The following is an 11,998-nucleotide window of genomic DNA, read 5'->3' as shown; positions in this document are numbered from 1 at the left end:
GCCGGGGTCAGCGCAGCGCCTTGTCGTGCCGGGCCTGGCAGGCCAGGCAGCGGGCGGCTTCGGGGCGGACCTCCAGGCGGCCTTCGGGGACGGGCCCGCCGCACTCCACGCAGCGGCCGTAGGTGCCCGCGGCGATGCGGTCGAGGGCCTGGGCGACCGCGGCGCGGTGCCGCTCCAGCGACTCCAGCGCCGCCTCGACGCGGTCGCTGTCGGAGAGGATGGCGCCCGCGTCGGAGGCCGAGTTCTCCCGTTCGGGGTGCTCGCCCTTCAGGATCGCGATGGAACGGTCCACGTCGGCGAGCGCCTCCTGCAGGCGGGTGCGGGCGGCGGCGATGTCCACGATGCTCCGAACTCCTCCCGGTACGCCCCCGGGTGCAGGGCTCCTCGCCTCTGAACGCCGCGCTCGCGGCGTTCAGAACAGGGCGTCGGAATGGTTGGGAGGTATATCCCCGTTTGCCGTTGGCTTTATGAGTTCTGGCCCGTTGTTTCTGACGTTGTTGACGGCGGTCGAGACGGGATAGGCCTCCATGGTCCCGGCCATCGCGGGCACCAGCAGGCCGCGCACCCGGTCGGGGTCGGTGAGGTCCGGGTCCAGCCAGGCGTCCCAGCGGTCCGGCTGGACGATCATGGGCATCCGGTCATGGATGCGGCCCAGCTCGTCGGGCGCGTCCGTGGTGATCACGGTGCACGTCCACACCCACTCGTCCTCGGGCGACTTCCACAGCTCGTACAGCCCGGCCAGGGCCAGGACCGAGCCGTCCTTGGGGCGGATGTAGAAGGGCTGCTTCTTGGGACGCTTCTTCTTCTCGCCCTCGGCCGCCTCGGACTCCAGCGTGTACCACTCGTAGTAGCCGTCGGCGGGCAGCAGGCAGCGGCGCCGGGCGAAGGCGCGGCGGAAGGACGGCTTCTCGTGCACCGTCTCGGCCCGCGCGTTGATCATCCGGTTGCCGATGGACAGGTCCTTGGCCCAGGACGGCACCAGGCCCCAGCGCAGCGTCCGCAGCTGCCGGACGGCGTGCCGCTCGTCGGGGACGTCCCCGGCGGCGCCGTTGGCGGCGTCCTTGGCCGCGTCCTTGGCCGCGTCCTTGGCCGCGTCCTTGGCCGCCCGGGTCAGGACGGCGGGCACCTGCTTGGTGGGGGCGACGTTGTAGTCGGGCTGCAGATTCTGCTCGGTGGCGTCGAACTGCACCTGGAACTGGTCGAGCAGTTCCTGACGCGCCCTTGCCGTGGCATATCGACCGCACATGCGTCCCATCCTGCACCGCGCCCGTGACAACCCGCACGGATCCGGGGCCGTGCTTGACCGTCGGCGCCGTGGGCATGTAGGCGACCATGCGACCCATCACGACCCTGGCCCGCCCGTTCGTGGCGGCGCCGTACATCATCACCGGCCTGGAGACCCTCCGTGATCCCGGCCCGCGCGCCGAGCAGGTGGCGCCCGCGGTGAAGCCGATCGCCGACCGGTTCGACTGGCTGCCCACCAAGGACCCCGAGGCCCTGGTGCGCATCCAGGGCGCGCTGAGCCTGGGCACCGGCGCGCTGCTGCTGACCGGACGCTTCCGCCGGCTGACCACCTTCCTGCTGGCCGCCCAGCTGGTGCCCGCCCTGGTGACCGAGCACCGGTACTGGACCGAGGACGACCCGGAACGCCGTGCCAGCGAGCGCTCGCACCTGCTGAAGAACGCCGGCCTGTTCGGCGCGCTGCTCATGGTGGCCACCGAGCCGCGCCGCAGCCCGCGGACGGCCGAGCTGCGCCGGCAGGCGCACGATGCCAGGATCCAGGCCGCCGCCGAGGCCAAGGTGCTGCGCAAGCAGACCGCGGCGGAGATCAGGAACGCGCGGCGCGAGGCCGCACGGCAGATGCGCGAGGCGCGTCGCCGGGGCGCCCGGCCGGTCCGGCGCGCCGCCCGCACGGTGAAGCGCTGACGCGTTCCCGAAGAGATCCTTAAGGGGATCTCAAATCCGTTGAACCCGGCGTCCGTCCGTGGCCGTACTGCCGTGCGACCGCCCGTTCCCTCCCCGACCGGAGAGGCCCGGCCATGGCAGCACCCGGAGCCGCGACGGACGCCGAACGGATCGTCACCCTGCTCTACCGCGAGCACGGTGCGGCCCTGACGGCGTTCGTGCTCAGGCTGACCGGCGGAGACCGGCAGTGGGCCGAGGACGTGGTCCAGGAGACCATGATCCGGGCCTGGCGGGGCGCGGACCGGCTGGAGCCCGGCGTGTCGCCGATGCCCTGGCTGGCCACGATCGCGCGCCGTATCGTGATCGACGGCAGGCGGCGCCGCCGTGCCCGGCCGCCCGAGGTCGGCGACGGGCCGCTGGAGAGCCTGCCCGCGGCGGACGGGCTGGACAGGGTGCTGCGCAAGGTGGTCGTGGCCGAGGCGCTGTCGTCGCTGTCGGACGCCCACCGCGAGGTGCTGACCGAGACGGTGCTGCGCGACCGTACGGTCGCCCAGGCCGCCGAGGTGCTGGGCGTGCCGGTGGGAACGGTGAAGTCCCGCGTGTACTACGCACTGCGCGCGTTGCGCGTCGCACTGGAGGAGAGGGGGGTGACGGCGTGAGCGGCTCGCCGGTCGAGCACACCGATGTCGGTGCGTACGCCCTGGGCCTGCTGGAGGAGGAGGACCGCCGGGCGTTCGAGGCGCACCTGCACGGCTGCGGGCAGTGCCGCGCCGAACTCCGGCAGATGCGCGGCATGGCGGACGTCCTGTCCGACCTTCGCGACGAGGCCGCCGCGCCCGAGCCCGCCCCTGCGCCCGCCCCTTCGCCCGACGCCGTGGAGCGGCGGCGGCCGTGAGGGCGGCACCGCGCTGTCGCGCGGCGACATCGCCCGCTTCGAGGTGCGGGTGAGCGACGGGCGGACGCTGCTGCCCGTCCCCCTGTGACGCCCACTGTGACCGCCGTGTGATCTCCGTGCCGCCGGTGGGGCGCGGGCCGTGCCGATAACCTTGGGCGCATGCCCTCTTCGCACTGGTCCGCGCCGGTCGCCGACGCCCCGGTGGACGCCACCGTCCGGCTGCCCGGTTCCAAGTCCATGACCAACCGGGCGCTGATCCTGGCCGCGCTGGCCGACGGCCCCGCGCGCGTCCGGCGACCGCTGCGCAGCCGCGACACCCTGCTCATGGCGCAGGCGCTGCGCGCGCTGGGCGTGGCGATCGACGAGGACGGCGCGGACTGGCGGGTCACCCCGGCCGCGCTGTCCGGACCGGCGCGGGTGGACGTGGGGCTCGCGGGAACGGTGATGCGGTTCCTGCCCCCCGTGGCGGCGCTGGCCGACGGCGACGTGGCGATCGACGGCGACCCGCGCGCCCGGGAGCGGCCCATGGGCCCGATGATCACGGCGCTGCGCGCGCTCGGCACGGAGATCGACGACGCGGGACGCGGCGCGCTGCCGTTCACGGTGCGCGGCGCCGGGGCGGTCAAGGGCGGCACGGTGACGATCGACGCGTCCGGTTCGTCGCAGCTGGTGTCGGGGCTGCTGCTGGCCGCGCCGCGGTTCGACGAGGGCGTGCAGGTGCGGCACGAGGGGCCGCCCGTCCCGTCCGCGCCGCACCTGGCGATGACGGTGCGGATGCTGCGGGAGGCGGGCGCCCGCGTCGAGACCGGCGCCGACGAGTGGCGCGTGGCGCCCGGCCCGATCCGCGGCCGCGACTGGGACATCGAGCCCGACCTGTCGAACGCCGCCCAGTTCCTGGGCGCGGCGCTGGTGACCGGCGGGCGCGTCACCGTGCCGGACTGGCCCGCCGACACCACCCAGCCGGGTGACGCGCTGCGCGGGCTGCTGGCGCGGATGGGCGCGCGGGTGTCGTCCGGCCCGGACGGCCTGACCGTGCGCGGCACCGGCACGTTCGAGGGCCTGGAGGCCGACCTGCACGAGGTCGGCGAGCTCACCCCCGTGCTGGCGGCGCTGGCGGCGCTGGCGTCCTCGCCGTCCCGCCTCACCGGCATCGCCCACCTGCGCGGGCACGAGACCGACCGGCTGGCCGCGCTGGTCCGCGAGCTGAACGCGCTGGGCGGCGACGCCCGCGAGCTGCCCGACGGCCTGGAGATCCGGCCGCGCCCGCTGCACGGCGGGGTGTTCCACACCTACGACGACCACCGGATGGTCATGGCCGCGGCGGTGCTGGGCCTGGCGGTTCCGGGGGTGCAGGTGGAGAACCCGGCCACGGTGGGCAAGACACTGCCAGAATTCACCGACCTGTGGACAGCGATGGTGCGGCCTGCGTAAAGGCACGTGAAAGGGAGGCGGGACCACTGGCACGCCGAGTACGCGACTACGACGAGGACGACGTTCGGGTGCGGCCCGGGCGCCGCGGCTCGCGGCCGCGCACCCGGCGCCGTCCCGCCCACGAGGACGCCGTCCCCGGCATGGTGACCGCGGTGGACCGGGGCCGCTACCGCTGCCTGGTCGACCCCGGCACCCCGGACGAGCGCGCCGTGACGGCCATGCGGGCACGGGAGCTGGGCCGCAAGGGCGTCGTGGTGGGCGACCGGGTCGCGCTGGTCGGCGACACCTCCGGCGACCCCGACACGCTGGCGCGGATCGTGCGGGTCGAGCCGCGCGCGTCGGCGCTGCGCCGCACGGCCGACGACACCGACCCGTTCGAGCGGATCATCGTGGCCAACGCCGGCCAGATGGTGATCGTGGCGGCGCTGGCCGACCCCGAGCCGCGGCCCCGGCTGATCGACCGGTGCCTGGTCGCCGCGTACGACGCGGGCATGGACCCGCTGCTGTGCCTGACCAAGTCGGACCTGGCCGACCCCGGCCCGCTGCTGGAGATCTACGCGCCGCTCGGCGTGCCGTACGTGGTGACGCGGCGCGGCGGCGATCTCGGCGAGCTGCGCGGCCACCTGGCCGGACGGGTCAGCGTGCTGGTCGGGCACTCCGGCGTCGGCAAGTCGACGCTGGTGAACGCGCTGGTCCCGGAGGCCGAGCGGGCGGTGAGCCAGGTCAACGCGGTCACCGGCCGCGGCCGGCACACCTCGTCCTCGGCGATCGCGCTGGAGCTGCCCGGCGGCGACGGCTGGATCATCGACACCCCGGGCGTGCGCAGCTTCGGCCTGGCGCACGTGCGTCCCGAACGGGTGATCGAGGCGTTCGACGACCTGGCCGAGGGCGCCGCCGAACGCTGCCCGCCGCACTGCGACCACCTGAACGAGGGGTGCGGCCTGGACGGCTGGGTCGCCGACGGCCACGCCGGCCGGGCCCGCCTGGACTCGCTGCGCCGCCTGCTGGGCAGCCGCGAGGGCGAACCCGACCACTGATCTCCAGGGCTCCCGCCGGCTCCGGGATCCGGCCGTGCCTGGGTCCGGTGGGACCACCCTCGTCCGGAGCCGGTGCCGGATACTGGACGACATGGACAAGCGTGCCGAGCTGACCGAGTTCCTGCGCTCCCGGCGGGCCCGGCTGCAGCCGGAGGACGTGGGGCTGCCGCCGTTCGGCGGGCGGCGCCGCGTGCCCGGCCTGCGCCGCGAGGAGCTGGCGCAGCTGGCCGGGGTGAGCGTCGACTACTACGTCCGGCTGGAGCAGGGCCGCACCCGTAACGTGTCGGAGGAGGTCCTGGACGCGGTGGCGGGCGCGCTGCGGCTCGACGACGACGAACGCGCCTACCTGCGGAACCTGGCCCGTCCGGCGCGCTCGGCCCGGCGGCGTCCCCCGGCGCGGGCCGAGCGGGTGCGGCCCGGGGTGCGGCGGCTGCTGGAGATGGCCGAGGGCGTCCCGGCGTACGTGTTCGGGCGGCGCTGCGACGTGCTGGCGTGGAACCGGCTGGCGTGCGCGCTGTTCACCGACTTCGGCGCGCTGCCCCCGGCCGAGCGCAACTGGGCCCGGCTGATCTTCCTCAACGAGGAGATGCAGGCGCTGTTCGAGGACTGGACGGTCAAGGCCAAGGACACGGTGGCGTTCCTGCGGCTGTCGGCGGGCGAGTACCCGGACGACCCGGAGCTGGCGGCGCTGGTCGGCGAGCTGTCGGTCAGGAGCGAGGACTTCCGGCGCTGGTGGGCCGACCACAACGTCAAGGACAAGAGCAACGGCCGCAAGGTGGTGCTGCACCCGCTGGTCGGGCGGATCGAGCTGGACTACGAGACGCTGCGGCTGCCGGACAACCGCGACCAGATGCTGACCACCTACACGGTGGAGGCGGGGTCGCCGTCGGAGACCGCGCTGCGGCTGCTGGGCAGCCTGGGGGTCAGCAGCCCGGTCCCCGACGGCGTTTCCCAACGCGACTGATGGGGCGAATGTAAGACTTGTTCCCATGGAGCGGCGCGCGTTCCTCAGGGCGACGGGACTGACCACGCTGGCGACGGCGGCCGGCTGCTCGGACGACGCCGCGCCCCGTCCGGGCCGCGAGACGCCGCCGTCACGGCCGACGACCGCCCGTCCCACCGGCCCGGCCGACTGGAACGCCCTGGAACGCGGCCTCGAAGGACGGCTGGTCCGCCCGGGCGACGCCGACTACGACCGGGCGCGCCGCCTGTACATCCCGCGCTACGACTCCGTCCGCCCCGCCGGGATCGCCTACTGCGCCACGCCCGAGGACGTCGCCGAGTGCGTGGCGTTCGCGACGGTCAAAAAGCTGCCCGTGGCGGTGCGCAGCGGCGGGCACAACTACGCGGGCTGGTCCACCGGGACGGGCCTGGTCGTCGACGTGTCCCCGATGGACGAGGTGCGGATCGACGGCGGCCGCGCCGTGGTGGGCGCCGGGACCCGGCTGATCGACCTGTACGCCGAGGCCGCCGAGCGGGGCGCGGGCGTGCCCGGCGGCACCTGCCCGACCGTGAGCGTGGCCGGGCTGACGCTGGGCGGCGGGCTCGGGGTACTGTCCCGCGCGTACGGGCTGACGTGCGACGTCCTCGAGTCCGCGCGCGTCGTCACCGCCGACGGGCGGGTGCTGGAGTGCGACGCCCGCCGCGAGCCCGACCTGTTCTGGGCGTGCCGGGGCGGCGGTGGCGGCAACTTCGGCGTCGCGGTCGGGTTCACCTACCGCACGCACGACGCCGAGGAGGTCACGACGTTCTCGGTCGGCTGGCCGTGGTCGCGGGCCGCGGACGTGATCCGCGGGTGGCAGCGGTGGGCGCCGTCCGCGCCCGGCGAGGTGTGGACGAGCCTGCAGATCAACAGCGAGCCGTCGGCCGGGGCGCCCACGGTGGAGGTCTCCGGCGCCGCCCTCACCGATCCCGGCCCGCACGTCGACCGGCTGGTGGCGGCCGTGGGCCGCGACCCGAGCGCGCGGGACTCGCGGCGCCGCCCGTACCTGGACGCGATGAAGGCGATGGGCGGATGCTCCGGCCAGTCCGTCGGGGCCTGCCACGCCCAGGGCGACCTGCCGGGGCAGCGGCCGGACGGGCGGTTCCCCCGCACCGACTACTCGGGCAAGTCGCACGTCGCGCTGCGCCCGCTGCCGGACGACGCCGTCGACGGCCTGGTCGCGCGGTTCTCCCGCGGCAACGACCGGTCGGGACGCTCGGTGCTCATGGACGCGATGGGCGGCGCGATCGGCCGGACCGAGCCGGGCGAGACCGCGTTCCCGCACCGCGGCGGGCTGTTCGTCCTGCAGTACCTGGCCGACGGCGACGACCTGGCCTGGCTGCGCGGCACCCACCGGGCCATGGACGCCCACCTGCGCGGCGCCGCGTACGTCAACTACATCGACCCCGACCTGGCGGACTGGCGCCGCGCCTACTACGGCGCCAACCTCGACCGTCTCACCAAGGTCAAGGCGGCCTACGACCCCGGACGGCTGTTCCGCTTCCCCCAGGCGATCTGACCGGCCGCCCGGGCGGTCCGGGCGGTTCACCCTCGGGTGAGCTCCTCCAGCAGGCTGCGGGCCCTGGCCTCGGCCTCGTCGAGCGACCGGACGTGCTCGGGCGCCAGTTCCCGCACCGACCGGGTCAGCACGCCCGCGACATGGCTGAACGCGGCCTCCTCCGCGCCGCGCAGCGCGGCCCGCACGGTCGCCGAGCGGGCGCCGAGCGCGGCCCACTCCAGCTCCAGCCGGGCGACGGCCTCGTCGAACGCGCGCGCCGTCTCGGCCCCCGCCTCGCGCAGCGGCTCGGGGATCGGCCCGCCCCCGGCCTGGCGGCACCGGCCCGACAGCACCGAGATGCGGTTGGCCAGCTCCAGGCCCTCGCGGGCCAGCGGCAGCACGTCGTGGATCAGGTCGGTGACCGCCGACGCCAGCTCCTCCACGCGGGTCAGCAGCGTCTGCGTGGCCTCCTTCAGCGCCGCCGACGTGCGCTCGGCGACCTGCTCGGCGACCTGCTGCCGGCGCCGGGCCAGGTCGGGGACGACCGCCGCGTCCAGCCGCCGCAGCAGCTCCTCGGCCTGCCCGCCGCCCTCCGGAACGGACGGTTGCGCCGGGAGCGCGGCCCGGACGCGCTCCAGCCGCTCCTCCCCCGCGGCGGCCAGCTCGTCGCCGACCTCGCCGAGCGCCTCGTCCGCGCGCGCCTTGAGCCGTTCCACCCGCCCGTACAGGGCCTCCCGCCGGAACGGGTCGTTCAGCTCGTTGAGCAGCGCCTGCAGGCGCCGCGACACGTCGATCGCGTGCTCGGCCAGCGGCACCAGCCGGTCGGCCAGCTCGTCCAGGGTGGTGGCCCGGCGCGGGTCGGTCAGTTCCGCGACCCAGCCGGGAAGCTCGTGCGCCATGCCCCACATGCTTTCACCCGTTCGCCGCCGGAGAGATGCGCACCGGTAAGTGTGTCGGCGCACCCCGTGATCGGGGTAGCGTTGCACGGCGTGGCGGGCTATTCCGACGATCTGCGTCTGGCGCACGTGCTGGCGGACGCAGCCGACGACATCACGACCAAGCGTTTCCGTGCGCTCGACCTCACCATCGAGACCAAGCCGGACCTGACGCCGGTGAGCGACGCCGACCGCAGTGTCGAGGAGCATATCCGCGGCACCCTCAAGCGGGCCCGGCCGCGCGACGCGGTGCTCGGCGAGGAGTTCGGCCGCACCGGGCACGGCATGCGCTGCTGGATCATCGACCCGATCGACGCCACCAAGAACTTCGTGCGCGGCGTGCCGGTGTGGGCCACGCTGATCGCGTTGATGGAGAACGACGAGGTGGTGGTCGGGGTGGTCTCGGCGCCCGCGCTGAACCGCCGGTGGTGGGCGGCCCGCGGCGGCGGCGCCTGGACCGGCCGCAGCCTCACCCGCGCCAGCCGCATCCAGGTCTCGGCGGTCTCCGACCTGGCCGACGCGTCGCTGTCGTTCTCCAGCCTCGGCGGCTGGGAGGAGCAGGACCGGCTCGACCGCTTCCTGGACCTGACCCGCGCGGTCTGGCGCACCCGGGCGTTCGGCGACTTCTGGTCGCACATGATGGTCGCCGAGGGCGCGGTCGACATCTCCACCGAGCCGGAGGTGTCGCTGTGGGACCTGGCCGCCCTCCAGGTGATCGTCGAGGAGGCCGGGGGCATGTTCACCGACCTGTCGGGAGTGCCCGGCCCGGACGGCGGCAGCGTGGTGTGCACCAACGGCCGCCTGCACGCCGACGTCCTGCGCATCCTGGGCGGCGGGCAGCTCTCACTGAAGATCTAGGGGCCGCGCCTCGGGGCTGTGAGGCCGCGCTTCGGGGGGCTGGGGCGCACCCGGCACGCGATATATCGTGGAAAGGGCCCGGATCCGGAACCACCGGCCCGCCACGGCCGTTTGCCGGGTAAGAGACCTCGGAGGTGTCGCAATGCCCAAGGTGGTCCTCGTCATCGGCGGCGTGGCCGTCGGACTCGTCGCCCTGAAGATCCTCGGCCCCCTGATCGCGATGCTGATCGTGCTGGGCGTGATCGCCCTGCCCGTGGTCGGTTACCTGATGCTGGACCCGTCGCAGCGCCGCCGCCTGCGCGCCCAGGGCCGCAAGCGCCTCGGCAGCTGACGCGGCGTCCGCGGCCCGCGGCGGCGGGGGTCAGTCGGTCGCCCCGTTGATCCGAGGGTCGGTGATCTTGCCCGCCGTCAGGCCCCAGCGGTCGGCCAGCCGCGCGTACGCACCGTCGGCGATCATATGCCGGAGCGCCTCGCGGACGGCCGTGGCCAGCTCGCGATCGCCCTTGCGCACCGCGATGCCCTGCGGCTGGGGATCGGCGAGCGGCCCGGCGACCGCGAACGCCCCGGGCCGCTCCTTGACCAGGTAGCCGGCCATCGCCGAGTCCACCAGCGCGGCGTCCGCCGCCCCGCTTGTGAGGGCCTGCTGGACGGTGGGGAGGGCGGTGCGCTCCAGGGCCCGCGGGACGGGCATGTCCGCCTCCTCGCACCTGGCGCGGTGGGCGCCCGAGCCCCCGAGGCTCTCGGCCTGGACGGTTCCGGCCACGACGGCGACCGTCCGGCCGCAGAGCGACCGGTCGTCCGGCTTCAGCCGCCCGGGGTTCCCGGCCGGGACGAGCAGGCTGGTGCCGATGCGCAGGTAGGTGACGAAGTCGCTGACCCGCTCGCGGCCCCGCAGGTCGGTGATGCCGGAGACCCCGAGGTCGGCCCTCCCGTCCTGCACGTGCGTGAGGATGCTGTCGAACGTGGTGTTCACCACCCTGGGCCGGACGCCGAACCTCTTGGCGATCTCCCGCGCCAGTTCGACGTCGAAGCCGGTGATGCCGTCCGTCCCGGTGAACGACATGGGCCGGTAGGTGGGGTCGGTCGCGATCGTCAGCGTCCCGGCGGCGCGGATCCGTTCCGGCGCCGCGACGCGGGCGGCCGTGGACGTGGCGCCGGACGAGCCCGCGCCGGCATCGAATGCGCCGGGTGCGCCGCCGCCCTCCCGCTCGCGGACGGAGTAGGCGACCAGCGCCACCGCCAGGGCGGCGACGGCCAACGCGGCCCCGAGCGGTATCAGCAGCCGTCGCGAACCGCGACGCGCCGGGCCGGGGTGCGTCGGCGTGGGCCACGGCGGCCGAACGGGCTGCTGCGGCGGCGTCGACCATGGCGGCGGGCCGGGCTGCGAGCCGAGGTGTGGGCTGGGCTGCGGGCTGGGCTGCGGGCCGGGCTGCGGGCCGGGGTGCGAGCCGGGCGGTGGGCCGGGGTGCGGTGGCGCGTACTCCTGCGGCGGGGTCGGCCGCATGGCGGGTCCGGGCCCCGGCGGGGGCGCGGTCGACGCGCGGGTGGTGCCTTCGGCGAGCAGGGTGACGGTGTCGCGGACGGTCTCGTCCGGCACCCCGTCCCCCGCGGGCCCCTCCGCGATCGGCCCGGCCGCTCCTTCGCGCATGAGCCGCAGCAGGATCTCCTCGGCGCCGGGACGCGGCGCCGGATCCTTGGCCAGCGAGCCGGCCACCAGCTCACGCAGCACACCGCCCAGAGGGCCCGGGTCGGGCTCGTGGTGGAGGATCCGGTTGAAGATCGCCGGGATCGTGTCGGCGGCGAACGGGGCGCGTCCCGTCGCGGCGTACAGCATCGTGGCGCCCCACGCGAACACGTCGGCGGCCTGGGAGATGGGCTCGCCGGACACCTGCTCGGGCGCCATGTAGGCCGGGGTGCCCACGACCTGGCTGACGGTCTCGGCCGCCGCGTCCAGCACCCGCGCCACCCCGAAGTCGATCACCCGCGGACCGGACGGGCTCATGATCACGTTGGCGGGCTTGAAGTCGCGGTGCACGATCCCGGCGGCGTGCACGGCGGCCAGCGCGGTCGCCGTGCCGATCGCCAGCCGGTCCAGGTCGGCGCCGCGCAGCGGGCCGCCGTCGCGGACCAGCGCGGCCAGCGTCGGCCCCTCGACGAACTCGCTGACGATGTAGAGGCGGTCGCCGGACACGTCGGCGTCCAGGACCTGCGCCGTGCAGAACCGCGACACCTGCTTGGCGGTCTCCAGCTCCCGGACGAACCGCGACCGCGCCGCGGCCTCGTCGATCTGGAGCATCTTCACCGCGACCGGCCCGCCCGACGGATCCCGCCCGAGGAACACCACGCCCTGGCCGCCCGCGCCCAGCCGTGCCTCCAGCGCGTACCGGCCGACACGGCGCGGGTCGTGTGCGTGCAGCGGACTCGCCATACCCGTCCAAATCCTCAGGAACTTGATCA

Annotated in this window: 13 protein-coding genes; 9 read left to right on the top strand and 4 right to left on the bottom strand. The window is 75.1% G+C overall.

The window, feature by feature from the left end; genetic code table 11:
- Positions 1–7 precede the first annotated feature (7 nt).
- Positions 8–340 (bottom strand): TraR/DksA family transcriptional regulator, encoded by a 333-nt coding sequence (locus tag ABZ801_RS29060; RefSeq protein ID WP_360703650.1) that lies wholly within the window; start codon positions 338–340, stop codon positions 8–10.
- A gap of 72 nt (positions 341–412) precedes the next feature.
- Positions 413–1,246, bottom strand: a complete 834-nt coding sequence (locus ABZ801_RS29055; RefSeq protein ID WP_360703647.1) for an SOS response-associated peptidase — start codon at positions 1,244–1,246, stop codon at positions 413–415.
- A gap of 86 nt (positions 1,247–1,332) precedes the next feature.
- Here ABZ801_RS29055 and ABZ801_RS29050 point away from each other — a divergent pair, with 86 nt between their 5' ends.
- The 7 genes from ABZ801_RS29050 (at position 1,333) to ABZ801_RS29020 (ending at position 7,769) form a co-directional block, all read left to right on the top strand.
- On the top strand, positions 1,333–1,926 hold the full coding sequence (locus ABZ801_RS29050) for a DoxX family membrane protein (protein ID WP_344954168.1): 594 nt from the start codon (positions 1,333–1,335) through the stop codon (positions 1,924–1,926).
- Between the two features lie 113 nt (positions 1,927–2,039).
- The gene (locus ABZ801_RS29045; RefSeq protein WP_344954166.1) at positions 2,040–2,564 is read left to right on the top strand and encodes a sigma-70 family RNA polymerase sigma factor; all 525 of its coding nucleotides are present in this window, start codon (positions 2,040–2,042) and stop codon (positions 2,562–2,564) included.
- Entirely contained in the window at positions 2,561–2,800 is a 240-nt protein-coding gene (locus tag ABZ801_RS29040) for a zf-HC2 domain-containing protein (RefSeq protein WP_360703643.1), read from the top strand. Before ABZ801_RS29045 ends, ABZ801_RS29040 begins: the two co-directional genes overlap by 4 nt.
- A 159-nt stretch (positions 2,801–2,959) precedes the next feature.
- Entirely contained in the window at positions 2,960–4,231 is a 1,272-nt protein-coding gene (aroA, locus tag ABZ801_RS29035; RefSeq protein ID WP_360703640.1) for a 3-phosphoshikimate 1-carboxyvinyltransferase, read from the top strand.
- Positions 4,232–4,299: 68 nt separating this feature from the next.
- Entirely contained in the window at positions 4,300–5,268 is a 969-nt protein-coding gene (rsgA, locus tag ABZ801_RS29030; protein ID WP_344954160.1) for a ribosome small subunit-dependent GTPase A, read from the top strand.
- A 91-nt stretch (positions 5,269–5,359) separates the two neighbouring features.
- The gene (locus ABZ801_RS29025) at positions 5,360–6,232 is read left to right on the top strand and encodes a helix-turn-helix transcriptional regulator (protein WP_344954158.1); all 873 of its coding nucleotides are present in this window, start codon (positions 5,360–5,362) and stop codon (positions 6,230–6,232) included.
- Positions 6,233–6,257: 25 nt separating this feature from the next.
- The gene (locus tag ABZ801_RS29020; RefSeq protein WP_360703636.1) at positions 6,258–7,769 is read left to right on the top strand and encodes an FAD-binding oxidoreductase; all 1,512 of its coding nucleotides are present in this window, start codon (positions 6,258–6,260) and stop codon (positions 7,767–7,769) included.
- Positions 7,770–7,795: 26 nt separating this feature from the next.
- Here the strand turns inward: ABZ801_RS29020 and ABZ801_RS29015 are convergent, their stop codons facing one another.
- A complete protein-coding gene (locus ABZ801_RS29015; protein ID WP_360703633.1) occupies positions 7,796–8,647 on the bottom strand; it encodes a hypothetical protein in 852 nt (283 codons plus the stop codon).
- Between the two features lie 90 nt (positions 8,648–8,737).
- On the opposite strand from ABZ801_RS29015, the gene hisN reads away from it, so the two are divergent.
- Together hisN and ABZ801_RS29005 are read left to right on the top strand one after the other, a co-directional pair.
- Positions 8,738–9,541 (top strand): histidinol-phosphatase, encoded by an 804-nt coding sequence (gene hisN / locus ABZ801_RS29010; RefSeq protein WP_360703630.1) that lies wholly within the window; start codon positions 8,738–8,740, stop codon positions 9,539–9,541.
- 142 nt (positions 9,542–9,683) lie between these two features.
- Positions 9,684–9,872: a hypothetical protein gene (locus tag ABZ801_RS29005; protein WP_344954150.1), complete on the top strand. Its 189-nt coding sequence runs from the start codon at positions 9,684–9,686 to the stop codon at positions 9,870–9,872.
- Between the two features lie 30 nt (positions 9,873–9,902).
- On the opposite strand, the gene ABZ801_RS29000 is transcribed toward ABZ801_RS29005, so the two are convergent.
- Positions 9,903–11,969, bottom strand: a complete 2,067-nt coding sequence (locus ABZ801_RS29000; RefSeq protein ID WP_360703627.1) for a bifunctional serine/threonine-protein kinase/transporter substrate-binding domain-containing protein — start codon at positions 11,967–11,969, stop codon at positions 9,903–9,905.
- Positions 11,970–11,998 lie beyond the last annotated feature (29 nt).

This window comes from Actinomadura sp. NPDC047616, from assembly GCF_040642915.1.
Classification (GTDB): domain Bacteria; phylum Actinomycetota; class Actinomycetes; order Streptosporangiales; family Streptosporangiaceae; genus Spirillospora; species Spirillospora miaoliensis.
This window is presented reverse-complemented; position numbering and strand designations above follow the sequence as displayed.